Origin of the sequence: Nonomuraea sp. NPDC050328 (genome assembly GCF_044459405.1) — a bacterium.
Lineage (GTDB): Bacteria > Actinomycetota > Actinomycetes > Streptosporangiales > Streptosporangiaceae > Nonomuraea.
On the sequence record NZ_JBITIW010000007.1, the window covers coordinates 21,019 to 45,160 of the forward strand.

Below are 24,142 nucleotides of genomic sequence, written 5' to 3' on the forward strand. Positions count from 1 at the left end.
CGCAGTCGCACGATCACCCTGGGACATGTGGGGAGCACGTTGATCCGGATCCTGGTCGCCGAGCACCTTCCGCTGGTGCGGCGGGGCCTGGTCGCCTCGCTCGAAGCGGAACTGGACCTGCAGGTCGTGGCCGACGTCGGCACCGGCGAGGACGTGGTGCCGACCGCGCTGGCCCTCCACCCCGACGCGGCCGTGATCGATCTGGATCTGCCCGGCGTCGACGGCCTGGCCGCCGTCGAGCGGCTGTACGAGAAGGCGCCCTGGTGCCGGGCGCTCATCCTGGCCGCCCACCCCAACCCCGGTCTGGTACGGCGAGCGTTCGCGGCCCGCGCCGCGGGCTTCCTCAGCCTCGACGTCGCCCCCGAGCGGCTCGCCGAGGGCATCCGCCAGGTGGTGGCCGGGCGGCGGGCGGTCGAGCCCGACCTGGCCATCGCCGCGCTGGAGTCCGCCGACAACCCGTTGACCAGACGCGAGCTCGACGTGTTGCGCATCGCCGCCCGGGGCGCGCGATCGATCGAGATCGCCGACGCGCTGTTCCTGTCGGTCGGCACGGTCAGGAACCACCTGTCGCGCATCATGTGCAAGACCGGGGCCCGCAACCGGCTCGACGCGGTCCGGATCGCCAGCGACTCCGGCTGGCTCTGAGCCCGCCACGGGCGAACCCGTTCGGGGGTCCTCGGCGCCGGGGTGGCACGGGGGGCCGGGCCGGCGCCGAGGACCTCTTCGGCACTGGCGGCGACCACGACCTCCCCCACGATGGCCATGACCTCCACCAGCGACGGTGGGACCGAGCCCCGGGAGAACCGCGCCGCTCTCCCGGGACCCGGATTCTGCTGGGGACACCTCAGTGGATCGCGGTGTCCCCATGAGTCTGGGGTGACGGTGGCGAGAGCATCAGCGGGAGGCTGACGCGCTCGTCGTGCAGGGCGGCGCCGACGGCCAGGAGGACCCCGGCGCTGCCGGTCGCCAGGTCCATGGACAGCCGGGTCAGCCCTTCGCCGGGGAAGGCCAGGTCGGCGCGGTAGCGCACCGCGTGCCAGCCGAGGCCCTGGAGCTGCTCCTCCACGCCGGGGTCGTCCGGCCGCCGGGCCAGGTAGGCGAGCGTGCCGGCCCGGCCGTTGAACAGGCCGGGCAGCAGGGAGAAGGCCGGCCGGGCGGCCCGGTCGAGGACGGTCCGGGCGGCTTCGAGCTCGACGCCGGGCCGGTGGGTCAGGAACTCCTCCAGCACCCACGCCGTCCCGGCGGCGCCGCAGCCGAGACCGGGCGGGGTGGCGAGGCCGCGGCAACGGGCCAGGTCGAGCCGGAGCGCGCGTTCGGCCAGGTCGTACTCGCCGGCCCGGAGCAGCAGCAACGCCGGTCCGGTGGCGCCGTGCAGCAGGCCGGGGCCGGGGAAGTTCTCCCGCTCCAGCCGGGAGGCGACCACGTCCACCACCTTGAGGGCGCGGGTGTGCAGGTCGGCCACGCCGGTGACCTCGGCCAGGTGCAGCAGGTTGAGCCCGATCCCGGACAGGCCCGAGTGCAGGCCCAGGCCGAGGTCCTCCCAGCGTTCGCGGCAGGCCGTCGCCACCAGGTCGAGCGCGCGGGCGTGGTCGCCGAAGCCGGCCAGCACGTGCGCGATGCCGTGCAGGCCGTCGTAGAAGCCGAGCCGCTGGCCGGGGCGGACGGCCCGCTCGGCCAGCCACCGCTCGTACTCGGGGAAGCGGCCCGCGCCGGTGACGGCGAGCGCGTGCAGCACGCCGGCCGCGCCGTGCGCCACGTTGAGCCCGCCGGTGGTGAACTGCTCGATGCCGCCGGGGAAGAGCCGGTCGTCACGCTCGGGCGTGGCCGAGTCGAGGATGGCCTTGGCCAGCGAGCGGCGCAGCCGCGGCCAGCGTTCGGGGTCGGGCAGCGTCGCGGAGTGCCAGGCGGCCAGGTGCCGGACCGTGCGGTCGCCGGTGATGGTCCGCACCGCGTCGTCGAGGAAGCCGCCGGGCACCGGGAAACCGGCGCGGATCACCTCGGCCAGCTCGACCGCCTTGAGCCGGTCGAGCGCGAAGAGCTCGGTGAGCGGCAGGAACAGCGCCAGCCGCAGGCAGGCCAGCGCGTACCGATCCTGCTCCAGCCCGGCGTCGAGCTCGCCCGCGCCCTCGAACCCGGTCAGCATGACCTCGCCGTCGGGGCGCACCCGGACGTGTCCCGCGTGCGGCTCGGCGCCGAAGGCCAGGCCGCGCCGGTGCACGTCGGCGACGGCCGCCTCGACCTTGACGCACAGGTCCATCGCCCAGCTCGCGTAGGCGGCCCGGGCCTCGGCGCTGTCGGCGCGGCCGAGCAGCGGGTGCCGCTCGATCACCACCTCGTCCAGCGGCCGGGCCGGCACGTGCTCGGTGACCATGAACCGGTGGTCGGCGACGGTGAACTCGCCCAGCAGCGCCGGCACCGACGCCAGCCCCGCCAGCCGCTCCAGGGCCGCCCGCTCCCGGTCGAGCCGGGCCAGCGCGTCGCGGCCCTCCGCGTCGAGGCCGGCGTGCGGCCTGGCCTCCTTGAGCACGACCTGCCGGCCGGTCCTGCGGTCGACGCCGTGGTAGATGCCGCCGCCGTTGGTGAAGCGCACCACCGCCTCCACCGTGTACGGCACGCCGTCGAAGGTGGCGTTGCGCCGGGCGGCCAGATGCGGTTCGAGGAAGTGCGGCAGGTGCACCCAGGGCGGCGGCGCGAAGACCGGGCTGCGCGAGTCGGGCACCAGCGTGCCGTCCGGCCGGGCCACGGCCCGCTCGACGCGGCCGTCCGGTCCGGTGCAGTAGCGCTCGGCGATGGCGCCGTAGCGGACGTACAGCGGCCCGTCGCCGATGCGCAGGTCGCTCAGGATGGACGGCCCGTGCTCGCCGTCGAGCTCGGCGGCCAGTTCGGTGCAGATGCGTTCGAGCTGCGCCTCGTCGGCCGGATAGAGGGCGGCCAGCTTGCCGCTGGAGCCGCGCTCGGCGTGCTCGGCGTTGCGCAGGTGCAGCAGGTGCCGGGCACGCACCACCTTGAAGGGCACCTCGTTGGCCACGCAGTAGGCCCAGACCTTCTCCAGGACGGCCTCGGCGTTGTCGAGGCCCGCGGAGACGTGGATCTTCCAGCCCTGGTCGGGCAGCGTGGGGGCGGGCGGGCGGTAGACGATCCAGTCGTCCTGCTCGCGCCGGCTCCAGGACGGGGGCGCCTGCCGTACCGCCAGGTCGAAGTCGCCGGCGGGGGTGTCGTAGAAGAGCGGGTCCGCCAGGCAGTACATCGCATGTCGGCCATCCACCGAACTCACCCCCTTCCGGCCTGTTGTCCCCACGAGAATCGCAGGCGGCGGGCGGCACGGGCCAGTGACCTGATGCACGTTCCGCGCATGCCCAGATACACGGGGTGACCCGTGAGGTTTGTCAGGGGCGCCAGATGAGGACGAGCGCGCAGTCGTCGTTGTGGCCGGACGACATCGCGTTGACCAGCGGCCGGGCGCCGTCGCGGAAGCCGGAGGGCAGCAGCCGCTCGGCCTCGCCCAGCAGCTTGTCGAGCCCGGCGTCGATGTCGCGGCCGGGCTGCTCGATCAGCCCGTCGGTGTAGAGCAGCAGCGCGTCGCCCTTGCGCAGGACCCCGCTGTCGGGCTCGCAGTGCAGGTCGGGCACGACGCCCAGGACGACGCCCTTGGCGGAGGCGATCTGCCAGTTGCCGGTGCCGGAGTCGAACTTGACCACGGGCGGGTGTCCCGCCGAGGTGATGGTGTACTCACCTGTGGCCAGGTCGAGCCGGACGTGCACGGCGGTGACGAAGCCCTCGTCGCCCTTCTGCCGGTGCAGGTAGGTGTTGCAGGCGGGCAGGAAGTCGGTGACCGAGCCGAGCAGGCCGCCGAAGGTGCCCGACAGCAGCAGCGCGCGGGTGCCGGCGTCGACGCCCTTGCCGGAGACGTCGACCAGGGCGATCTCCACCTTGTCGCCGTCACGCATGGAGACGACGAAGTCGCCGCCGAAGGAGGAGCCGCCGGCCTGCTTGAGCACGACCTTGCCGCCCCAGGCCTTGGGCAGCGCGGGCAGCTCGCTCTGCCGCTTGAGCCGGTCGCGCAGCTCCAGGAGCATCGCGTCGCCGCGCAGGCCCTGCACGCCGAGCTTGCCGCGCACCCGGGCCATGAGAGCGGCCAGGACCGTGGTGAAGCCGATGGTGGCCAGCAGGCCGACGCCGACGCCGTGCCAGCCGCGCATGACGGTGACGTAGCCCAGCGCCACGACGACCGCGCCGAGCAGCTTGGCGAGGCTGCGCAGCCGCAGTTGCAGGCCGCCGATGAGGACGATCGGGATGAGCAGCGCCGGGGAGAAGAGCTCGATGTCGACCCGGGCGGCCAGCACGCCGATGAGCAGCGCGACCAGGCTGAGCGTGATCAGCAGGTTGCGGTCGCGGGCCAGCGGTCCCCGCCGCAGGAAGCGCACGATCGGCACCAGCAGCGGCACCCGCACGAGGAACGCGCGGAGCCGTGGCGGGATCAGCGGCGCCGGACGGGAACTCATGATGCGCTCGACTGTATCGGGCGACTGCTGCTTTGGGCAGCCCACTTGACCAACGCCTTGATCGTTAAGCAGCGTTATTGGGTGGCCGTCCGCGTTTGGCCCTCATACGGTGGATGGATGACGTACCCGATTCGCCCGATCACCGAGGCCGAGTGGCCGGCCTTCTCCGACGTCCTGTCCGAGGGCTTCGGCTGGAGCGGCACCCCCGAGCAGCTCGCCCGCTGGAAGGCGGGCACGGAGTTCGACCGCACGCTGGCGGCCTTCGACGGGCCGGTCGTCGCGGGCGTCACCGGCATCCACTCCTTCACCATGACCGTGCCGGGCGGGCAGTTGCCCACCGCGGGCGTCACCGCCGTGAGCGTGCTGCCCTCGCACCGCCGCCGCGGCGTGCTGACCTCCCTGATGCACCGCCAGCTCAACGACGTCTACGAGCGGGGCGAGCCGATCGCCGCCCTCTACGCCTCCGAGTCGGTCATCTACGGCCGCTTCGGGTACGGCAGGGCCGCCGACGACCTCACCTTCCGCATCGACACCCACAGGTCGGCCTTCGTGCGCAGCGCCCCGCAGGACCCGGCGCTGCGGCTGACCGTGGCCAAGCCGGCCGAGCGGCGCGCGGACCTCAAGCAGGTCTACGACGCCCAGGTCACCAGCCGGCCCGGCCAGTACGAGCGGTCGGAGAACTTCTGGGTCGGCGTGCTGGCCGACGAGGAGTTCGACCGGCACGGCGCCGGCCAGCTCCGCTGTCTGATCGCGGAGGACGAGCGCGGCGTGCGCGGGTACGCGCTGTTCCGCGTCAACCCCACCTGGAACGACGGCCTGGCCGACGGCGAGCTGCGGCTGAACGAGCTGTACGCGCTCGACCCGGCCGCCCACGCGCTGCTGTGGCGCGGCGTGCTCGACCGCGACCTGGTCACCAAGGTCGTGGCCTGGGGCCGGCCGATCGACGACCCGATCACCCAGCTCCTGGCCGACCCGCGCCAGCTCCACGCCCGCTGGGGCGACGAGCTGTGGGTGCGCGTGGTCGACGTGCAGCGGGCGCTGTCCTCGCGCGCCTACGCCGCGCCGGTGGACGTGGTGGTCGAGGTGGGCGACGACGTCTGCCCGTGGAACGCGCGCCGCTGGCGGCTGACCGCCGACGCCTCGGGCGCCGAGGTCAAGCCGACCGAGGAGGAGGCCGACCTCGCCCTGCCGGTGGCCTCGCTGGGCGGCGCCTACCTGGGCGCGGGCGCGCTGTCGGCGCAGCTCGACGCGGGTCTGGTGCGCGAGCGTACGGCGGGAGCCGTACGGGCGCTGGCCGCGGCGATGAGCTGGAACCCGAAGCCGTGGGCGGGCAACGTGTTCTAATCGGGATATGGCACTGCAGAGTCTGCAGATCACCGCGGTGATCGCGATGCGGGCCCGGGACGTCTCCAGGCCCAGCGACGAACAGCAGGACGCGGCCGACCGCAGGCCCCTGCGCGACGAGGCTCCCAAGCCCGCGCGCAAGGGCCGCCCGGCCCAGGAGTGAGGCTCTAGTGCTCCGGTAGCGCCGGGAGCTGGCCGATGGTCTCGTAGCTCGCGAGCTGCGCGATGCGGCGGCTGTGCCGCTCGGCGCCGGAGAACGGGGTGGCGAGGAAGAGCTCCACGAAGCGGGTGGCCTCCTCCTCGGTGTGCTGGCGCGCGCCGACGCTGATGACGTTGGCGTTGTTGTGCTCGCGGGCGAGCTTGGCGGTGTCGTCGTTCCAGGCCAGGGCGGCGCGGATGCCGCGCACCTTGTTGGCGGCGATCTGCTCGCCGTTGCCGGAACCGCCCAGCACCACGCCGAGGCTGCCGGGGTCGCCCGAGACGCCCTCGGCGGCCCGCAGCACGAAGGCCGGGTAGTCGTCCTCGGCGTCGTAGACGAAGGGACCGCAGTCGGTCACCTCGTGACCGTGCTCCTTCAGCCAGGAGACGAGGTGGTTCTTGAGCTCATAGGCCGCATGATCGGCACCGATGTACACGCGCACGCGGCCAGTCTTTCACAATGGCTAGAGTAAGTGGTGCCAGCCCAATCAGGCCCTTACAGGAGCGAACATGCGCGACATCCGCACGATCGGCGACCCGGTCCTGCGCACCCCCGCCGAGCCCGTGGTCGACTTCGACCGCGAGCTGCGCCGGCTGATCGACGAGATGTTCGAGGTCATGTACGCCGCCGACGGCGTCGGGCTGGCCGGGCCGCAGATCGGCGTGTCGCGCCGGCTGTTCGTCTACGACTGCAGCGGGCGCAAGGGCCACCTGATCAACCCGGCGCTGACCGTCGACGACGCCGAGGAGGTCCTCGACCACGAGGGCTGCCTGTCGGTGCCGGGCCGCGACAGCGGCAAGCCGATCTACGCCTCGACGCCGCGCGCGTCCGGTGTGACGATCACCGGGTTCGACCGGCTGGGGCGGCCGCTGCGGATCCGGGCCCGCGGCCTGCTGGCCCGCTGCTTCCAGCACGAGAACGACCACCTCGACGGCACGCTCTACCTCGACCACCTGCCCAAGCCCGAAGCCCGGAAGATCATGCTCCGGGCCTAGGCGACGGCCACCGGCTCAGAACTGCAGCGACTTGGTCTCGAAGAACTCCTCCAGGCCTTCCACGCCCAGTTCGCGCCCGATGCCCGACTGCTTGTAGCCGCCGAAGGGCGCCTGCGGGTTGAACGAGCCGCCGTTGATCGCGACCTGCCCGGTGCGCAGCCGCCGCGCCACCGCGACGGCCCGCTCCTCGCTGCCCGCCCAGACGGCGCCGGCCAGCCCGTACGGCGTGCCGTCCGCGATGGCGACGGCCTGGTCCTCGTTCATGTAGGGGACGATCGACAGCACCGGGCCGAAGATCTCCTCCTGCTCGATCGTCATGCCCGGCTCGACGCCGGCGAAGACGGTGGGCTCGACGTAGAAGCCGCGCTCGAAGGGGCTGTCGGTGCCGCCGGTGATCAGCCGGGCGCCCTCCTCCTGGCCGCGGTTGATGTAGCGGACCACGCGGTCGCGCTGCTGCGCCGAGACCAGGGGGCCCAGCCGTACCCCTTCGGCGAAGGGGTCGCCCACGGTGTACTTGGCGGCCGCCTCGGCGGCCAGGCGCACGGCCTGGTCGTAGACGTCGCGGTGCACCAGCATGCGCGACAGCGCCGAGCAGGTCTGGCCGGAGTTGACGAAGGCGCCGGCCACGCTCACCTTGACCGCGGTGGCCAGGTCGGCGTCGGGCAGGATGAGGCTCGCCGACTTGCCGCCCAGCTCCAGCGTGACGCGCTTGACCGTCTCGGCGGCCAGCGCGGCCACCCGCCGCCCGGCGGCGCTGGAGCCGGTGAAGGAGACCAGGTCGACGCCCGGATGGGCGGCGAGCGCCTCGCCCACGACCGGGCCGCGCCCGCTGACCAGGTTGAACACGCCCGCCGGCAGGCCGGCCTCGTGCAGGATGCCGGCCAGCGCGTAGGCGGCCAGCGGGGCCACCTCGCTGGGCTTGAGCACGACCGTGCAGCCCGCGGCCAGGGCCGGGGCGAGCTTGCAGACGATCTGGTGCAGCGGGTAGTTCCAGGGGGTGATGGCGGCGACGACGCCGACCGGCTCCTTGACCACCAGGGAGGTGCCCACGCGCCGTTCGCGCGGGTGCGTCTCGGCGAGCTCGGCGTAGCCGGCCAGCACGGTGGCGGGGAGCTGGGCCTGGACCTTCAGCGCGAAGGCGTAGGGCGCGCCCATGTCGGTGGCGATCAGCTTGGCCAGCTCGGGTGCGCGCTCGCGCAGGAGGTCGGCGGCGGTGGCCAGGATCTTGCCGCGCGCGGCGGGAGCCGTACCGGACCAGGCGGGGAAGGCGGCGCGGGCGGCGCGCACGGCCGCGTCCACGTCCTGCGGGGCGCCCGCCGGCACCCGGTCGATGATCTCCTCGGTCGCCGGGTTGACGACGTCTATACCTTCACCGGAGACCGAGGCGATCCACGCCCCGTCGATATAGAGCTGACGCATGGCCCCCATCCTTGCGTGCCGGGCGTGACATTGCGAGGGCTCGCACATCGCCCTGCCAGCAGGGTACGGCAAGCCCTCGCACGAGGGCGGAGATCAGGAGAAGTCGGGCTCAGTGGTCCGCGACCGCTTCAGCTCGTAGAAGTGCTCGAAGGAGGAGACCGTCAGCACGCCGTCCCACAGCCGGCCGGCGTCCTCGCCGCGGATGATGCGCGTGATGACCGGGCCGAAGAAGGCGGTGCCGTCCACGGCGATCACCGGGGTGCCGACCTCCTGGCCGACGCGCTCGATGCCGTCGAAGTGCGACTTGCGGATCTTCTCGTCGTGGCGCTCCTCCTTGGCCGCACCGGCCAGGGCGGGGTCGAGCCCGGCGGCCTCCAGCGCCTCCTCCAGCACCGCGGGCAGCCCGGCGCGATCGGCGTTGCGGCGCTGGTTGTGCCAGCGGGTGCCGAACTCGGTGTAGAAGGCGGCGAGCCCGGCCTGACCGGCCTGCTCCTCGGCCGCGGCGGCCACGCGGACCGGCTCGATCGCCAGGGCGATCATGTCGCGGTACTCCTGGGGCACTTCCTTGTCCTCGTTCAGGACGTTGAGGCTCATGATGTTCCACCGGATCTCGATCGGGCGGACCTTCTCGACTTCGATGAGCCATCGTGACGTGATCCAGGCGTAGGGACAGAAAGGATCGAACCACAGATCCACGGGAGTCTTGACAGTCATGTCTGGCCATAACCTTTGATGTGAACAGCGATATTCCATGAACGACAACAGGAGCGGATCTTGGCAGGCAACCTGACCCGGGCGGAGGCGCGTGAGCGCGCCCGGCTGCTGGCGGTCGAGTCCTACGCGGTGGAGCTCGATCTGAGGGTGGGCGAGGACCGCTTCGACAGCGTGACCACGGTCCGCTTCACCGGCCTGGAGCCGGGCGCCTCCACCTTCATCGACCTGCACGGCGCCACCGTGCGCCGCGCCGTGCTCAACGGCGTCGAGCTCGACGTGAGCACCTACGACGCGGCCGCCGGCCGGTTGCCGCTGCCGTCGATCGCCGCCGGCAACGAGCTGCTGATCGAGGGCGAGTGCGCCTACATGCGCACCGGCGAGGGCCTGCACCGCTTCGTCGACCCGGTGGACAAGAAGGTCTACCTGCACAGCCAGTTCGAGACCGCCGACGCCCACCGCATGTACGCCTGCTTCGACCAGCCCGACCTGAAGGCCGTCTTCGAGCTGACCGTGCACGCGCCCGAAGAGTGGCTGTGCATCTCCAACTCGCCCGCCGTGCGCGAGGGCACCACGTGGCGCTTCGAGCCGACGCCGCGCATCTCGACCTACATCACCGCGCTGTGCGCCGGCCCGTACCACGAGGTGCGTTCCGAGCACGACGGCATCCCGCTGGGCCTGTACTGCCGCGCCTCGCTGGCCGAGCACCTCGACGCCGACAACCTGTTCGAGGTGACGCGGCAGGGCTTCGACTTCTTCCACCGGGTCTTCGGCGTGCGCTACCCGTTCGCCAAGTACGACCAGTTGTTCGTGCCGGAGTTCAACGCCGGCGCGATGGAGAACGCCGGCTGCGTGACCTTCCTGGAGGACTACGTCTTCCGCTCCCGCGTCACCGACGCGATCGTCGAGCGGCGCGCGGAGACGATCCTGCACGAGATGGCGCACATGTGGTTCGGCGACCTGGTCACCATGCGCTGGTGGGACGACCTGTGGCTGAACGAGTCATTCGCCACCTACGCCTCGGTGCTGTGCCAGGCCGAGGCCACCCGCTGGGGCCAGGGCGCCTGGACGACGTTCGCGAACGTGGAGAAGACCTGGGCCTACCGCCAGGACCAGCTGCCCTCCACCCACCCGATCGCCGCCGACATCGTCGACATGCAGGCGGTCGAGGTCAACTTCGACGGCATCACCTACGCCAAGGGCGCCTCGGTCCTCAAGCAGCTCGTCGCCTACGTCGGGCTGGACAACTTCCTGGCCGGGGTGCGCGACTACTTCGCCGAGCACGCCTGGGGCAACACCACGTTGCAGGACCTGCTGTCGGCGCTGGAGCGCACCTCCGGCCGCGACCTGTCCTCATGGTCGAAGGAGTGGCTGGAGACCTCGTGGGTCAACACGCTGCGCCCGTCCTTCAGCGTCGACGCCGAGGGCCGCTTCACCGAGTTCGCCGTGCTGCAGGAGGCCCCGGCCGACTACCCGACACTGCGCTCGCACCGCATCGCCATCGGCCTCTACAGCGGCGGCGAGCGGGTCAAGCGCGTCGAGCTCGACGTGGTCGGCCCGCGCACGCCGGTGCCGCAACTGGTCGGCGTCGAGCAGCCCGACCTGGTGCTGCTCAACGATGACGACCTCACCTACGCCAAGATCCGCCTGGACGAGCGCTCGCTGCGCACGCTGGTCGAGGGCGGCATCAGCCGCTTCGACTCCTCGCTGCCCGCGGCGTTGTGCTGGTCGGCGGCCTGGGACATGACCCGCGACGGCGAGATGCGCGCCCGCGACTACGTCCGCCTGGTCACCGCCGGGGTGGGCGCGGTCAAGGACATCACCATCGTGCAGGCGCTGCTCAACCAGGCGCGGATGGCCACCCAGCAGTTCGCCGACCCGGCGTGGGCGGCCGAGGGCCTGGCGCTGCAGGCCGACGCGCTGCGTGAGCTGCTGGCCGGCGCCGAGCCCGGCTCCGACCACCAGCTCGCCTATCTCAACGCCTTCGCGCAGGTGGCGACCTCCGAGGCCGACCTCGACCTGCTGGCCGCCATCCTGGACGGCTCCGCCGTACCGGCGGGGCTCGCGGTCGACGCCGACCTGCGCTGGACGCTGACCAGGGCGCTGGTCGTCGGCGAGCGGCTGGGCGAGGCGGACATCGCCGCCGAGCTCAAGCGCGACGCCACGGCCTCCGGAGAGCGCTCGGCGACCATCTGCCGGGCCGCGATCCCGAGCGCCGAGGCCAAGGCCGCGGCGTGGGAGACCATCCTGGAGTCGGAGTCGGCGGGCACCACGCTGCGCGCGACCATCGGCGGCTTCCAGGAGCCGCACCACGTCGAGCTGCTGGAGCCCTACCGGGCCAAGTACTTCGCCGAGGTGGGCCGCGTCTACCGCGACTGGACGTTCGACTCGGCCTCCCGTTTCGCCAACGGCTGCTTCCCGGCGCTGCTGATCGAGGAGGAGACCCTGACGGCGGCCGAGGCGTTCCTGGCGGACGGCGACGTGCCCCAGGCGCTGCGCCGGATGATCCTGGAAGGAGCCGACGGCGTGCGCCGCGCGCTCCGCAACCGGGCCACCGACGCGGGCTGAGTCACGTGGAGTAGGCACCCGAGCACGGAATGCGGTGTTAGCCTCTTCGAGTGCTCGGGGACCGGACCTTGCTCAGTGGACGCTACCTTCTGACCAGCCGCATCGGCGGTGGCGGGATGGGCGAGGTCTGGCGTGCCGACGACACCCTGCTCGGCCGCACGGTCGCGGTGAAGGTGCTGACCCACAATCCCGCCTCCACCCAGCGCTTCCTCAACGAGGCCAGGGCGATGGCCACGCTCAACCATCCGGGCGTGGTGGACGTCTACGACTACGGCACGGACCGGGTCAGCTTCCTCGTGATGGAGCTGGTCGAGGGCGAGTCCCTCGACCAGCTCCTGGAGCGCACGGCCCTCGGGCCCGAGGCGGCCATGCGGCTGGTGGCCGAGGTGGCCGACGCGCTGCACGCGGCGCACGAGCAGGGCATCGTGCACCGGGACGTCAAGCCGGGCAACCTCATGATCAGGCCGGACGGCCGGGTGGTGCTGACCGACTTCGGCATCGCTCACTCGGCCACGGCCGGGCAGCTCACCGCGACCGGGCAGATGTTGTGCTCGGCGGGGTACTGCGCGCCGGAGCAGGCGACGGCCAGCACGATCACGCCCGCGGTGGACGTGTACGCGCTGGGCGTGGTGGCCTTCGAGTGCCTGACCGGGCGCCTGCCGTACGAGGGGGACACCCCGGTCCAGATCATCTTCAAGCATCTCAACGCGCCCGTGCCCGAGCTGCCGGCCGGCGTGCCGCCCGGGCCCCGGCACGTGGTGGCGCGGGCGATGGCCAAGGACCCGGCCAAGCGCTGGCCGAGCGCGGCGGCGATGGCCGAGGCGGCCCGCCGGGCCCTCGAGCCCGACGCCGTGCTGCCGCTGCGGCAGCGCCGGCCGGTGTTCACGGTCGCGGCGACCATCGCCGCCGCGCTGCTGGCCTCCGCCGGGATCGCCGGCTCGCTGCACCTGTGGCCGCCGCTGTCGGCGACGCGGCTGCCCGGCCAGCCCACCGAGGTCGTGCCCAGCGGGCAGGAGCAGCCGCCGGCCAGCCTGCAGCCGCTGCAGCCGGCCAAGCAGCGCGTCAGCCCGAACGGGCGCAAGCCCACCCAGACGCCGGGCGCCACCGGCGGGCCGAGCGCGCCGCCCACCTGGCTGCCGACCGACCCGGCGACGCCGACCCCGCCGCCGACCAGCGCCGAGCCCACCCCGGAGCCGACCCCCGAGCCGACGCCGGAACCCACGCCCGAGCCGACCCCGGAGCCCACGTCGAGCCCCGAGCCGAGCCATCAGAGCCTGCCGGTGGAGACGCCCGCACCCGGCGCGTCGGGCTAGATGTCGGCGCCGTCTTCTAGAGTGTTCCGGGTGATGACGACTCGGGATCTGCTGGTGGCTCTGGCCCGGCGCTACGCCTTCGCCGACCTGGGGGCGCTCGGCCCCACCACGGAGATCGCCGACGTCTGCGAGTTCGGGCAGCGGCTGCTCTCCCTGGACGCCGAGGACTTCGCCGCCGAGGCGCGGGCCGTCCCGGCCGACCTGAGGCGGCGGGCCCGGGCGTGCAGCATGCCGCAGACTCCGCGCGAGCAGCCCAGGGGCGCGCTCGAATCGCTCCGGCCGGTCTACGCGCTGCTGCTGGAGGTGATCGCGATCCGGTGGGAGCGGCGCGAGCTGTCGCCGTTGATCGCCGCGGTGCACATCGCCAGCGAATACCTGCCGCTGCTGGCCTACGAGCCGGTGCTGGGGCACGCGGGCGACCCGGCGCGCTGGCCGGAGGGGCTGAGCGCGCCCGGCAGCCGCTTCGGGGTGATCGGCGACCGCGAGTGCGACCACACCAAGGCCGAGCAGTCGGCGACCAACCGCACGCTCCGGGTCGCGCACGAGCCGGCCGAGGGCTGGCGGGCCTACTTCGACCGCCAGCACAGCCAGGTCGCCGGTGCCCTCGGCGTCTGCGTGGCCACCTGCCGTCGGCCGTGCACGGTGCTGGACTGGGTGCCGTCCCAGGCGCGTGAGTCCCTGTCCGTGCGGGCGCGGAGTGCGCTGGCCTTCGCGGACACCCCGCTGGTACGGCTCCGCCATGCCGCGCCGGTGGGGCACGGGTTCGGGGTGCCGTCGCCGGAGGAGGTCCTGGAGGCGTGGGACCGTAGCCGGAGCGCGCTGGACAAGAACCCGGTGGGGGCGGCGGCGCTGACGGAGGACGGGTATCCGTTGCCGGGGTTGCCGTCGCTGGTGTCGGCGATCGCCGACGCGCCGATCGTGCCTTCTACGCTGCTGCGCGATGTCAGCGGGCATGTGGAGAAGCTGCTCGTCGAATGAGCCGTCCCCGCCGCACGGTTGAGGTCCCCAGGTGGCAGGGGCAGAGGTCGGAAGCGGGGTCTGGCGGTGGGGTCAGTGGCGGGTTTCGGCGTGGTCGGCGAGGGCGCTGACGCCGTAGAGCAGGCCGCCCACCAGGTCGCCGACGCTGAAGGCGGTGGCCATCGACATGGCCACCAGGCGGCAGGAGCCGTCCGGCAGCCGGCGGCGGGCCGCCTCCCCGGTGACGATCTCCAGGGCCCGCCCCCGCACGTCCACGAAGACCACGACCGCGTCACCGGCCTCGGCGCCGAGCGCGGCGTGCAGCTTCTCGGCGAAGTGCCGCCGCCCGCCCACCGGCGGGCCCAGGTAGACGCCGAAGCGCAGCCGGCTGCGGCGCTCGGCGGCCTGGGTGGCGTGGCGCAGGTCGTCGGCCTGGGCCATGGTCAGAGTGCGCATGCGTGCTGCCTCCCCCTCCGGCCGTCCGGTGTCCCGGTCATGGGCCGCTCACCAGCCCGCTGACGCGCCGCCGGCGTGCCGGCCCGGTTCGGCCGTCTCGGCGGCCTGCGCCCAGTCGGTCTGCGAGATCGTCGCCCAGTGCGCGGTGCGGTCGGCCAGGACCAGCCCCGAGGTGCTCACCCCGTGCTCGCTGCCGCCCGGGCCGCCCAGCCAGACCACGCCGGAGGCGACCTTCCGTCCCCGGGACCGGCCCGGGATCAGCACGACCAGGCTGATCAGCAGGAACAGGCCGAGGGAGGTGCCGATGAGAAAGCCGAGGATCTCGATGGCGCTGTCCACACTTCGACGGTAATCCCGCGCGGCCTGCCGTACCAGACCCCAGGGGTCAGGCGCTCCAGATCTCCGGGCGGCGGGTTCCCCAGAAGCCGCCGCGGGCGGCCTCCACCTGGGCCGACAGCGAGATGAGCGTGGCCTCCTCACCGACGCGGCCGGCCAGCATGACGCCGACCGGCAGCCCGGCCGGGGTCCAGTGCAGCGGCAGGTTGACCGCGGGCTGGCCGGTGACGTTGTAGATGGCCGGGAAGGCGGCGAAGCGCTTCATCCGCTCGAAGGTCTCCTGCGGGTCGCCGCCCTCCTCGAACCAGCCGACCGGGCGCGGCGTCTGGGTGACGGTGGGGGTGAGGACGGCGTCGTAGGCGTTGGTGACGTGCAGGGCGAACCGGGTGGCGAGCTGGAGCGCCGCCTGCGCCTGGAGGAAGTCGGGGGCGCGTACGGCGTGGCCGCGCTCGCGCAGGAAGGCGGTGAGCGGCCGGAGCCGGTCGTGCTTGTCGAGCGCGACCGGGTGCATGCACGCGAAGGTGTACCAGAGGGTCACGAACTGCGGCACGACGTCGGCGGTGAACGGCGGCGCGATGTCGACGATCTCGTGCCCGAGCCCGGCGAGGGTCTTGGCGGCCTCCTCGTAGGCGGCCAGGACGTCGGGCTCGACCTCGGCCTCGGGCACGACCGGGGTGGCGTAGCGGGCGATGCGCAGCCGGCCGGGTTCGCGCCGCGCGGCCTCCAGGAAGCCGCCCTCGACCGGCGGGGCGAGGTAGAGGTCGCCGGGGGTGTTTTGCGTCATGACGTCGAGCAGCGCGGCGGCGTCGGCGACGGTGCGGGCGAGCGGCCCGTTGGTGGACATGCCGGCGAGGTCGGGGACGATCGGTGCGAAGCTGATCCGGCCGCGGGTGGGCTTGATGCCGAACAGGCCGCAGACGGAGGCGGGGATGCGGATGGAGCCGGCGCCGTCGCTGCCGTGCGCGGCGGGGGCGAGTCCGGCGGCGACCGCGGCCGCCGCTCCCCCGCTGGAGCCGCCGGCCGAGCGGGTCAGGTCCCAGGCGCTGCGGCTCGGCGGGGAGACGTAGGTCTCGGTGTAGCAGGGCAGGCCGAACTCGGGGGTGGCGGTCTTGCCGAGCATGACCGTGCCGGCCTCGCGCAGCCGTTCGACGACGGTGTCGTCGACGGGCGCGACGAAGTCCTCGTAGGTGGCCGAGCCGAAGCGGATCGGCACGTCCTTGACCAGGTTGAGGTCCTTGACCGGGATGGGCACGCCGTAGAGGGGGCCGTCGGGCTCGCCGCGCTCCAGGGCGCGGGCCTCGTCGAGCGCTCGTTCGGCGGTGACCGTGACATAGGCGCCCACCTGCGGATCAAGCCGCTCGATGCGCTCCAGGTAGTGCCGGACGATCTCAACTGGTGAGATTTCCCGCCGTCGCACGGCTTCCGCCTGCTCGATCGCGGTGAGATCATGGAGGTGCGCCACGTCACCGGACAGTAGCCCGACTTGTCTAGAGAGGAAAAGGGTAGATACCCGGAAATCCGGCAACGTATCCATTGACCTGGGCCATAAAACTATGGACGGGTCATGACTAGGCAGTCGCGGAGACCAAGAGCTACGGTGAGTTACGTGGATTCCGCCAAGCAGCGAGACGATGGTCACACTGCGTCACCGATCTGGGTGAGCGACCGGCCCGAAGCGCCGAGGCCCGAGCCGGAGGAGCCGGAGCCCGCCTTTGCCCCGGTGGAGCGCGCCAACGTCCAGGCGCTTCTGCGCCAGCCCCGCTTCAAACGCCTGCGCAACCGGCTGCTCCTGGCCGTCGCCGTGGGCGTGGCCGTCGGCTTCCTGGCCGGCTCCTGGCAGGCGGGCGTCACCGCGGGCGTGCTGGCCGCCATCGCCGACACCGTCTACCGCGCGCGAAACTCCTCCTCCGTCCCCGCCTGGCGACGCTCGTCCGTCGCAGAACGGCGCACCGAGGCGCAGCTCCGCAAGCTGGAGCGCAGCGGCTACCGCACCCTGCACGCCCGGGCCATCCCGGGCACCGAGGCCCAGATCGACCACCTGGTCATCGGGCCCACCGGGGTGTACGCGGTGGACTCGGAGAAGTGGGACAAGCGCCTGCCGATCCGCGTGCAGATGGGCAAGAAGCTCTTCCACGGCCCCTTCGACAAGAAGGACCGGCTCAAAGAGGCCCACATGGAGGCGGCCGAGGCGAGCAAGCACATCTCCGAGCTGTACGGCAAGCAGATCGCGGTGGTGCCCTCCCTGGCCATCTACGGGCCGCCGGTGCCGTGGAAGATCATGAACATCCGCGGCGTCGACGTCTACGAGGGCGGCCGGGCCCGCAAGTGGATCTCCAAGCGGGACAAGGCGCTCACGCAGGAGGAGATCGACCGCCTCTACGAGATCGCCGCGCAGGTGCTTCCGCCGAGGTACGGCGACGCCTGAGCCCTGATCGTCTCCCATCCCGGACTCGCGTCTCACTGGTCGGGCGATAGCCGTACCATGTGAGGACTCGTCAGCGATGGGAGACAGCTCATGCCCGCCCTCAGGTCTCGTACGGTCACTCACGGCAGGAACATGGCCGGCGCCCGGGCCCTCCTCCGGGCGACCGGCGTAGCCGGGAGCGACCTAGGCAAACCGATCATCGCGGTGGCCAACAGCTACACGCAGTTCGTCCCGGGCCACGTGCATCTCGCCGAGGTCGGCAAGGTGGTGGCCGACGCGGTGCGCGAGGCCGGCGCCATCCCGCGGGAGTTCAACACCATCGCGGTCGACGACGGCATCGCGATGGGCCACGGCGGCATGCTCTACTCCCTGCCGAGCCGCGAGCTGATCGCCGACTCGGTCGAGTACATGGTCAACGCGCACTGCGCCGACGCGCTCATCTGCGTCTCCAACTGCGACAAGATCACGCCGGGCATGCTGCTGGCCGCGATGCGGCTCAACATCCCGACCGTCTTCGTCTCCGGCGGCCCGATGGAGGCCGGCAAGACCCCGGGCAAGAAGCTCGACCTGATCGACCCGATGATCGCCGCGGCCGACGCCAACGTCTCCGACGCCGAGCTCCTGGAGCTGGAGGAGAACGCCTGCCCGACCTGCGGGTCGTGCTCGGGCATGTTCACCGCCAACTCGATGAACTGCCTGGTCGAGGCGATCGGCCTGGGGCTGCCCGGCAACGGCACCATCCTGGCCACGCACAGCGCGCGCAAGGAGCTGTACCAGCGCGCCGGGCGGCGGATCGTGGAGATCACCCGGCGCTTCTACGAGGAGGACGACTCCTCGGTGCTGCCGCTGGAGATCGCCACCAAGGACGCCTTCGAGAACGCGATGGCGCTCGACGTGGCCATGGGCGGCTCGACGAACACGATCCTGCACATCCTGGCCGCCGCCCGTGAGGGTGGCGTCGACTTCGGGCTCAAGGAGATCAACGAGATCTCGCTGCGGGTGCCGTGCCTGTGCAAGGTCGCCCCGGCGACCGACAAGTACCACGTCGAGGACGTGCACCGCGCGGGCGGCATCCCGGCCATCCTGGGCGAGCTCGACCGCGCCGGGCTGCTGCACCGCGACGCCGGCACCGTGGCCGGGGGCACCCTCGGCGAGATGATCGGCGCGTGGGACCCGATGTCGCCGACCGTGTTGCCCGAGGCGATCGAGCTGTGGCACGCCGCGCCGGGCAACGTCCGCACGGTCAAGCCGTACTCGCAGTCCAACCGCTGGGACGACCTCGACCTCGACCGCGCCGGCGGCTGCGTGCGCGACCTGGAGCACGCCTACACCAAGGACGGCGGGCTCGCGGTGCTCTACGGCAACCTCGCCCGCGACGGCGCGGTGGTCAAGACGGCCGGGGTCGACGAGGCCATCTGGCGCTTCTCCGGCCCGGCCGTGGTGTTCGAGTCGCAGGAGGACGCGGTCGACGGCATCCTCGGCGGGCGGGTCAAGGAGGGTGACGTGGTGGTCATCCGCTACGAGGGCCCGAAGGGCGGCCCCGGCATGCAGGAGATGCTCTACCCGACCTCCTTCCTCAAGGGCAAGGGGCTCGGCAAGGCCTGCGCGCTGATCACCGACGGGCGCTTCTCCGGCGGCACCTCGGGCCTGTCCATCGGCCACGCCTCGCCCGAGGCGGCCGAGGGCGGCACGATCGCGCTGGTCGAGGACGGCGACACCATCGACATCGACATCCCCGGCCGGTCGATGGAGCTGCGCGTGCCCGAGGCCGAACTGGCCGCCCGGCGCGAGCGGCTGCTGGCCCGGCCCGGCGGCGGCTACCGGCCGCTCGACCGGCAGCGGCCGATCACCGCGGCGCTCCAGGCGTATGCGGCGATGACCACGTCGGCCTCCACCGGAGCTTCGCGCGACCTGTCGCAACTCGCGCGCTGATCGCTGGTTTTTCGGGCGTGTACGGCAGGCTTGCCGTACACGCTTTCGAAAAATGTCGGTGGCGACGTCTATTCTTTGGGTATGAGGACACTCGTGAAGCCCTCCACCCGTACGCTCACGACCGCCGAGATCTCCGCCCTCGCCCTCTCCCTCGCGCACCTGGGAGCCGGGCCGCAGGCCATCACCGCCCGGCGCGGCCTGCGTCACGCCTTCGAGCACCTCGACCTCGGCGACGAGGTCATCGCGACCACCCTCGCCACCCTGGTCGAGCCGCTGCCGACCGATGTCGCCTCGCGCGCCCGGGTGATCGCCGACGCGATCACCAGCCGGCTCGTCGTGCGGCTCCACTATCGCGACGCCAGCGGCGCCATCACCGTCCGCGACGTCGAGCCGGTCACCTGCCTGGTGCACCGGGAGTTCTGGTATCTCGTGGGAGTGTGCCGGATGCGCCGCGCCATCCGGGCCTTCCGCTTCGACCGGGTCATCGCCGTCGAGCCCACACTCACCCCCGCCCGGCCGCACCTGGCCGAGCGGTTCCTGCCCTTCCAGCGGCGCAACGCCGCCTGACCCCGGACAATCCTGGGAACTGCTTGACGTGCTGGGCCCCCTGCCGTTGGCATGGGGGCTGGCAGGCTCGCGGCCATGCGTTCTCGGGGTGTCTGGCTGGCCGTCGTGCCCGCCCTGCTGGCCGGCTGCGCGCAGGCCACTACGCCTGTTCCCGTGCGGCCCGCTGCTCTCGCGGCGGCGGGAGGTGCCGCCACCTTCTCCGCCACCTTCTCCTCTGCCTTCTCCGCCGCCGCGCCGAGCCGGGAAGCGGCTGGGTGGAACCGGTCTTCCTCCGCCGTCGGGGCGGGCGGTGGCGTCTGGCGGATCGGGCTGCCCGGCCCGCCGGGGTTCGCCACCACCAGTGGGACCCCTGCGGTGCGTGCGGCCGAGGTCCGTGCGGCCGGGGTGCCTGCGGCCGGGGGGTGGCGGGGGCGGCTCGATCGTGAGGTGGGGCGGTTCCTGGCCCGGCGGCCGGGGCGGGCCTCGGTGGCGGTGTACGACCGGAGCACGGGCGAGCGCTACGCCTTCCGCGAGGGCGGCCAGGCGCGGGCCGACCGGGAGCCGTTCATGCTGGCCAGCGTGGCCAAGGTGGACATCCTGCTGGCCCTGCTCCTGTCCGTGCAGCGCGAGCACCGGGAGCTGACCGGCTCGGAGCGGTCCCTGGCGGCGAGCATGATCCGGCACAGCGACAACGCCAGCGCGGCCACCCTCTACCGGAGGATCGGCGGCCGGTCCGGCCTGACCCGCGTCCTGCGCGGGCTCGGCGTGGACGACACGTGGCCGGGCGCCGGGCCGTTCTGGGGGTCGACGCGGAGCTTCCCGGCCGACCAGGTCGAGGTGCTCGACCGGCTCACCGACCACACCGGGCCGGTGCACGCCCGGCACCGGCGGTTCGCCGGGCGGCTGATGGCCACGGTCGTGCCCGACCAGGCGTGGGGCGTCGGGCGGCTGGCCAAGGGGGCCGAGGTGAAGAACGGCTGGCTGCCCGCCCAGGTGCACGGCGGACTATGGACGGTGAACACCCTGGGCCGCGTCACCATGCGCGGGCACGAGCTGCTCATCGCGGTGTTGTCGGATCACCACCCGTCGATGGGCAGCGGCGTCACCACCGTCGGGCAGGTGGCCAGGCTGGTGGCCGAGGCCTTCGCCTACGAGTCCTCGGCCTGATCCCCCGCGTCCCGCTCAGCCGCAGCACCCGCCGCCGCAGCAGCCGCCTCCACCTCCGCCCGCGGGGGCGGAGGTGCCGCCGGTGACGGCGACCGTGGACAGGAGGCGGACGGTGTCCTCGTGGCCCTCGGGGCAGGTGGCGGGGTCGCCGGAGGCCGACATCGGCCGGGACAGTTCGAAGGTGGAGCCGCAGGCGCGGCACCGGAAGTCGTAACGCGGCATGCGCCCAGCTTAGGAGGCCGGAGCGCCTCGGTGGAACGGGGAAGGCACGCACCCCGGCTTTCGCCGCGGTGCGTGCCTCCAGGGGTGTCAGCCCTTCAGCGGGGTGGCCTGCTTCACGCGGTGCAGGTGCGCCACGACGTCGAAGGCCTGGCCCAGCGCGAGCGGCTGGTTGAAGTGCTCGGGCACGTAGCTGGCCGGGATGCTGAAGGTGGGCCGGGCGGTGTCCAGCCAGGCGCCGGTGGCCGGGGTACGGCGGGCCTGGCGCAGGTCCACGTAGAAGTCGCGGTGCCGCACCCGGTCGAGGACCGCCTCGTTGCTGGCCGGGACCGGGGCGCCGGTCTCGAAGACGCCGACCTTGCCGGTCTTGGGGTCGATGGCGCGGAACCGGCCGCCGTTGATGGTGGTGCCGATCGCCACGTAGGAGTCGCCGACCAGGGAACGCAGGTAGGCGCCCTGGGTGATCGGGTAGTGCTGCGGGAAGGCCGAGACGTAGCCGACGTGGCCGTTGTGCGCCGCCACCACGGTCTTGGTGCCGGTGTGGCGCTGCCACCAGACGGTGTTGTCGGCCATCGCCTTGTCGCGGTGCAGGTGCAGCTTGGGCGGCTCCAGCGTGTACATGGTCGCCATCTGGGCGATGACCCTGGCCTCCTGCGCCACGTACGGGTCGGCCTTCTCCAGCAGGCGGTAAGCCGCCTCGGCGTCCTCGGCCAGCGCCTTCAGCCGCGGCGCGGGCAGGGTGGCCAGGGCCGCCATCCGCTCGGCCGTGCCGCCGGGCAGGGCGAGCAGGCCGGCGTAGCGGCGGCGCAGTTCGGGGGCGAGCGAGGGCTGGTGCCGGTCGGCCCAGGCCAGCACGCGCTGGTACTGGCCGGGGTGGACGTCGCCGATGTCGAAGCCCATCACCCGCAGCTTGTTCGGGGCGGTGCGGTTGTACTCGCGCATCCACTCGTACAGTTCGGCCCACTCCTGGGTGCGCCAGGAGCCGTAGTCGTTCTCGAACTCCTCGGTCAGGATCGTCCGCAGGTCGCCCTTGCCGGTGCGCACGTAGTCGTCCAGCCGCACGCCGGCCGACCAGGTCGCCTCCAGCGCCAGCGTGGTGAAGCCCTGCGTCTCGACCAGGTGGCGGAACATGCGGTGGCGCAGGGTGAACAGCTCCTTGGAACCGTGCGTGGCCTCGCCGACGCCCACGATGGTGGCGCCCTTGATCATCTCCGTCAGCGGCCGCAGGTCGCGCGCCTGGCCGCCGGGCCGGGTGCTGCGCAGCGCCTGGGCGTGCCGCTCCAGGCCGGCCACCACCCGGGCGTCGCCCGGCTCGCCGGCCGCGACGGCCGCGACGGGCGCGGCGGCGGGGGCGGGACCGGCGAGCGCCGGGGTGGCCGCGACCGCCAGGCAGGCCGCCAGGGCCAGGGTGATCGGGGCGGTACGGCGGAGAGTGTTGTTCGTCAAAACGGATCCTCAGGTCGGTGTTCGTGCTGTGGTCACCAACGTACGGATCCGCGCCGGCGGCTTCGATCCTGCCAACAGGCCAGGTCAGAGGGGGGACAGCCCTACCGGACACCCTCCGCGGGCCGCCTCAGCGGGTGTGGCCGGCGTTGGCGTAGTCGGCCACGGGCCGGAAGCCGATCGACTGGTAGATCTTGTTGCTGGTCGGGTTGGCCAGGTCGGTGAAGAGCACGAGGTGCTCGCAGCGGTGGGCGAGCGCGTGACGGCTGGCGAAGGCGGTGACGGCGCTGCCGTACCCGCGCCTGCGCGCGGAGGGCGGGGTGTAGACCGGGCCGATCCGGCAGACCCCGCCGACGGCGGGTGAGACACCGGCCATGGCGACCGGCTCGCCGTCGGTCTCCCACACCACCATGTCGCCACGGGCGAGGCGCTTGGCCATGAGCTGGGACAGGTCGATGCCCACGTCGGTGCCGGACTCGGTGGAGAAGCTCGTCGCCCACAGGGTCACCAGGGCGAGGTCGTCGTCCGCGGCCACCCGGCCGGAGCCCGGGACGCCGGCGGGCTCGACGAGGGTGCCGAGGCCGTACAGCCGCTCGGGCCGCAGGCGGTCGAAGCCGCGGGCGGCGGCGAGCCGGTCGACCAGGGCACGCGGGCCGCTGACGGAGGGCAGCTCGCGGTCGGCGAGCGCCTCGACCAGCGGGGGCAGCGCGTGGTCCGGCATGACCGACAGGCCGAGCGGGAAGGGCGGGGTGCGGAAGACCGCGCCCCGCACCTCCCCCTCCTCGGTCCACCAGCCGAAGTAGGGCCCGTCGGCGCCGTGTGCCACGCCCGCCTTGAGGTTGGCCAGGACGGTCAGCGGGACGGTGTTGGCGACCGGGTCCTTCAGCAGGTACGGCTCAGCATGACGGGCGTACTCGGCGACGGAGTCGGTGAAGGTCCACATGGCGCACCATGGTGCCATCCGGGCCTAGGCCGCCGCCTCCAGATAAGGCGCCCACTGGGGGTCGCCCACCAGGGAGGCGCCGATGAGCCGCCAGTGCGCCCCTCGCGGCACGGCCGGCGCCACCCGCAGGGACCAGCCGAGCTCCTCCAGGAACTTGTCGGCCTTGCGGTGGTTGCACGGCATGCACGAGGCCACGCAGTTCTCCCACGTGTGGGTGCCGCCCTTGGAGCGGGGGATGACGTGGTCGATGGTCTCGGCCCGCTGCCCGCAGTAGGCGCAGCGGTAGTCGTCGCGCCGCATGAGCGCGGCCCGGGTGAGCGGGATGCGCGAGCGGTAAGGGATACGGACATATCGTCTGAGCCGGATCACCGAGGGCACGTCGAGCGTGCAGGTGGCCGAGCGCAGGACCGCGCCCATGCCGTCGCGGTGCACGACGTCGGCCTTCTCGCGGAGCACCAGGATGACGGCACGGTGCAGCGAGAGGGTGGTCAGCGGTTCGTAGGTGGCGTTCAACAGCAGGACTTGTCGCATCAGAGGGCTCCCCTCTGATGCCTCAGTATCAGGAAGCCGGGACATGCCGACGCGTGTCCCCTCGGGGACATGCCGTGGCATGTCCGGACTTGCGGCCCCTCCTGGGACCCGGACGACTCCATCACGTGGACCTCCG

At 72.7% G+C, this 24,142-nt stretch carries 23 protein-coding genes; 11 read left to right on the top strand and 12 right to left on the bottom strand.

What is annotated here, in order from left to right; all coding sequences use genetic code 11:
* Positions 1-27: 27 nt before the first annotated feature.
* A complete protein-coding gene (locus ACIBG7_RS25380) occupies positions 28-645 on the top strand; it encodes a response regulator transcription factor (protein ID WP_397337785.1) in 618 nt (205 codons plus the stop codon).
* 199 nt (positions 646-844) lie between these two features.
* Here ACIBG7_RS25380 and lanKC read toward each other — a convergent pair whose 3' ends face one another.
* Together lanKC and ACIBG7_RS25390 are read right to left on the bottom strand one after the other, a co-directional pair.
* Positions 845-3,265, bottom strand: coding sequence for a class III lanthionine synthetase LanKC (gene lanKC / locus ACIBG7_RS25385; protein ID WP_397337786.1), 2,421 nt, complete (start codon positions 3,263-3,265; stop codon positions 845-847).
* A gap of 121 nt (positions 3,266-3,386) precedes the next feature.
* On the bottom strand, positions 3,387-4,502 hold the full coding sequence (locus ACIBG7_RS25390; protein ID WP_357933601.1) for a PP2C family protein-serine/threonine phosphatase: 1,116 nt from the start codon (positions 4,500-4,502) through the stop codon (positions 3,387-3,389).
* A 117-nt stretch (positions 4,503-4,619) separates the two neighbouring features.
* Here ACIBG7_RS25390 and ACIBG7_RS25395 point away from each other — a divergent pair, with 117 nt between their 5' ends.
* Together ACIBG7_RS25395 and ACIBG7_RS25400 are read left to right on the top strand one after the other, a co-directional pair.
* Positions 4,620-5,846, top strand: coding sequence for a GNAT family N-acetyltransferase (locus tag ACIBG7_RS25395; RefSeq protein WP_397337787.1), 1,227 nt, complete (start codon positions 4,620-4,622; stop codon positions 5,844-5,846).
* A gap of 7 nt (positions 5,847-5,853) precedes the next feature.
* Entirely contained in the window at positions 5,854-6,009 is a 156-nt protein-coding gene (locus tag ACIBG7_RS25400; protein ID WP_357933595.1) for a hypothetical protein, read from the top strand.
* 4 nt (positions 6,010-6,013) lie between these two features.
* Here ACIBG7_RS25400 and ACIBG7_RS25405 read toward each other — a convergent pair whose 3' ends face one another.
* Entirely contained in the window at positions 6,014-6,487 is a 474-nt protein-coding gene (locus tag ACIBG7_RS25405; RefSeq protein ID WP_357933592.1) for a ribose-5-phosphate isomerase, read from the bottom strand.
* 67 nt (positions 6,488-6,554) lie between these two features.
* Here ACIBG7_RS25405 and def point away from each other — a divergent pair, with 67 nt between their 5' ends.
* Positions 6,555-7,040 carry a peptide deformylase gene (gene def / locus ACIBG7_RS25410; protein WP_357933589.1) on the top strand — a complete coding sequence of 162 codons (486 nt, stop codon included), beginning with the start codon at positions 6,555-6,557 and terminating at the stop codon, positions 7,038-7,040.
* A gap of 15 nt (positions 7,041-7,055) precedes the next feature.
* On the opposite strand, the gene ACIBG7_RS25415 is transcribed toward def, so the two are convergent.
* Entirely contained in the window at positions 7,056-8,459 is a 1,404-nt protein-coding gene (locus ACIBG7_RS25415) for an aldehyde dehydrogenase family protein (RefSeq protein ID WP_357933586.1), read from the bottom strand.
* 93 nt (positions 8,460-8,552) lie between these two features.
* Positions 8,553-9,173, bottom strand: a complete 621-nt coding sequence (locus ACIBG7_RS25420) for a DsbA family protein (RefSeq protein WP_357933583.1) — start codon at positions 9,171-9,173, stop codon at positions 8,553-8,555.
* A gap of 60 nt (positions 9,174-9,233) precedes the next feature.
* On the opposite strand from ACIBG7_RS25420, the gene pepN reads away from it, so the two are divergent.
* From pepN to ACIBG7_RS25435, 3 genes are all read left to right on the top strand, one after another.
* A complete protein-coding gene (pepN, locus tag ACIBG7_RS25425; protein ID WP_397337788.1) occupies positions 9,234-11,738 on the top strand; it encodes an aminopeptidase N in 2,505 nt (834 codons plus the stop codon).
* Positions 11,739-11,806: 68 nt separating this feature from the next.
* On the top strand, positions 11,807-13,051 hold the full coding sequence (locus ACIBG7_RS25430; protein WP_357933578.1) for a serine/threonine-protein kinase: 1,245 nt from the start codon (positions 11,807-11,809) through the stop codon (positions 13,049-13,051).
* A gap of 33 nt (positions 13,052-13,084) precedes the next feature.
* A complete protein-coding gene (locus tag ACIBG7_RS25435; protein ID WP_357933575.1) occupies positions 13,085-14,029 on the top strand; it encodes a hypothetical protein in 945 nt (314 codons plus the stop codon).
* 72 nt (positions 14,030-14,101) lie between these two features.
* Here ACIBG7_RS25435 and ACIBG7_RS25440 read toward each other — a convergent pair whose 3' ends face one another.
* From ACIBG7_RS25440 to ACIBG7_RS25450, 3 genes are read right to left on the bottom strand one after another with little or no spacing between them, the layout of a single operon-like run.
* The gene (locus ACIBG7_RS25440; protein WP_397337789.1) at positions 14,102-14,464 is read right to left on the bottom strand and encodes a DUF5130 family protein; all 363 of its coding nucleotides are present in this window, start codon (positions 14,462-14,464) and stop codon (positions 14,102-14,104) included.
* Between the two features lie 48 nt (positions 14,465-14,512).
* Positions 14,513-14,803 (bottom strand): hypothetical protein, encoded by a 291-nt coding sequence (locus tag ACIBG7_RS25445; protein ID WP_357933570.1) that lies wholly within the window; start codon positions 14,801-14,803, stop codon positions 14,513-14,515.
* A gap of 46 nt (positions 14,804-14,849) precedes the next feature.
* The gene (locus ACIBG7_RS25450; RefSeq protein ID WP_397337790.1) at positions 14,850-16,262 is read right to left on the bottom strand and encodes an amidase; all 1,413 of its coding nucleotides are present in this window, start codon (positions 16,260-16,262) and stop codon (positions 14,850-14,852) included.
* A 144-nt stretch (positions 16,263-16,406) separates the two neighbouring features.
* On the opposite strand from ACIBG7_RS25450, the gene ACIBG7_RS25455 reads away from it, so the two are divergent.
* From ACIBG7_RS25455 to ACIBG7_RS25470, 4 genes are all read left to right on the top strand, one after another.
* On the top strand, positions 16,407-17,225 hold the full coding sequence (locus ACIBG7_RS25455; protein ID WP_357933565.1) for a nuclease-related domain-containing protein: 819 nt from the start codon (positions 16,407-16,409) through the stop codon (positions 17,223-17,225).
* A 90-nt stretch (positions 17,226-17,315) separates the two neighbouring features.
* The gene (gene ilvD, locus ACIBG7_RS25460; RefSeq protein WP_357933562.1) at positions 17,316-19,157 is read left to right on the top strand and encodes a dihydroxy-acid dehydratase; all 1,842 of its coding nucleotides are present in this window, start codon (positions 17,316-17,318) and stop codon (positions 19,155-19,157) included.
* Positions 19,158-19,238: 81 nt separating this feature from the next.
* The gene (locus tag ACIBG7_RS25465; protein WP_397337791.1) at positions 19,239-19,724 is read left to right on the top strand and encodes a helix-turn-helix transcriptional regulator; all 486 of its coding nucleotides are present in this window, start codon (positions 19,239-19,241) and stop codon (positions 19,722-19,724) included.
* A gap of 75 nt (positions 19,725-19,799) precedes the next feature.
* Entirely contained in the window at positions 19,800-20,870 is a 1,071-nt protein-coding gene (locus ACIBG7_RS25470; protein WP_397337792.1) for a hypothetical protein, read from the top strand.
* A 15-nt stretch (positions 20,871-20,885) separates the two neighbouring features.
* Here ACIBG7_RS25470 and ACIBG7_RS25475 read toward each other — a convergent pair whose 3' ends face one another.
* From ACIBG7_RS25475 to ACIBG7_RS25490, 4 genes are all read right to left on the bottom strand, one after another.
* A complete protein-coding gene (locus tag ACIBG7_RS25475; protein WP_357933554.1) occupies positions 20,886-21,092 on the bottom strand; it encodes a zinc ribbon domain-containing protein in 207 nt (68 codons plus the stop codon).
* A gap of 87 nt (positions 21,093-21,179) precedes the next feature.
* On the bottom strand, positions 21,180-22,535 hold the full coding sequence (locus ACIBG7_RS25480) for an erythromycin esterase family protein (protein WP_357933552.1): 1,356 nt from the start codon (positions 22,533-22,535) through the stop codon (positions 21,180-21,182).
* Positions 22,536-22,662: 127 nt separating this feature from the next.
* A complete protein-coding gene (locus tag ACIBG7_RS25485) occupies positions 22,663-23,475 on the bottom strand; it encodes a GNAT family N-acetyltransferase (protein ID WP_397337793.1) in 813 nt (270 codons plus the stop codon).
* Between the two features lie 24 nt (positions 23,476-23,499).
* Positions 23,500-24,006: an HNH endonuclease gene (locus ACIBG7_RS25490; protein ID WP_357933547.1), complete on the bottom strand. Its 507-nt coding sequence runs from the start codon at positions 24,004-24,006 to the stop codon at positions 23,500-23,502.
* Positions 24,007-24,142: the final 136 nt, after the last annotated feature.

Bases quoted from the DNA above. Each gene is read 5' to 3' on its own strand.
- ACIBG7_RS25390 (WP_357933601.1), bottom strand. From the start codon at position 4,502: ATGAGTTCCCGTCCGGCGCCGCTGATCCCGCCACGGCTCCGCGCGTTC.
- ACIBG7_RS25395 (WP_397337787.1), top strand. From the start codon at position 4,620: ATGACGTACCCGATTCGCCCGATCACCGAGGCCGAGTGGCCGGCCTTC.
- ACIBG7_RS25400 (WP_357933595.1), top strand. From the start codon at position 5,854: ATGGCACTGCAGAGTCTGCAGATCACCGCGGTGATCGCGATGCGGGCC.
- def (WP_357933589.1), top strand. From the start codon at position 6,555: ATGCGCGACATCCGCACGATCGGCGACCCGGTCCTGCGCACCCCCGCC.
- ACIBG7_RS25415 (WP_357933586.1), bottom strand. From the start codon at position 8,459: ATGCGTCAGCTCTATATCGACGGGGCGTGGATCGCCTCGGTCTCCGGT.
- ACIBG7_RS25420 (WP_357933583.1), bottom strand. From the start codon at position 9,173: ATGACTGTCAAGACTCCCGTGGATCTGTGGTTCGATCCTTTCTGTCCC.
- ACIBG7_RS25435 (WP_357933575.1), top strand. From the start codon at position 13,085: ATGACGACTCGGGATCTGCTGGTGGCTCTGGCCCGGCGCTACGCCTTC.
- ACIBG7_RS25440 (WP_397337789.1), bottom strand. From the start codon at position 14,464: ATGCGCACTCTGACCATGGCCCAGGCCGACGACCTGCGCCACGCCACC.
- ilvD (WP_357933562.1), top strand. From the start codon at position 17,316: ATGCCCGCCCTCAGGTCTCGTACGGTCACTCACGGCAGGAACATGGCC.
- ACIBG7_RS25465 (WP_397337791.1), top strand. From the start codon at position 19,239: ATGAGGACACTCGTGAAGCCCTCCACCCGTACGCTCACGACCGCCGAG.
- ACIBG7_RS25470 (WP_397337792.1), top strand. From the start codon at position 19,800: ATGCGTTCTCGGGGTGTCTGGCTGGCCGTCGTGCCCGCCCTGCTGGCC.
- ACIBG7_RS25475 (WP_357933554.1), bottom strand. From the start codon at position 21,092: ATGCCGCGTTACGACTTCCGGTGCCGCGCCTGCGGCTCCACCTTCGAA.
- ACIBG7_RS25485 (WP_397337793.1), bottom strand. From the start codon at position 23,475: ATGTGGACCTTCACCGACTCCGTCGCCGAGTACGCCCGTCATGCTGAG.
- ACIBG7_RS25490 (WP_357933547.1), bottom strand. From the start codon at position 24,006: ATGCGACAAGTCCTGCTGTTGAACGCCACCTACGAACCGCTGACCACC.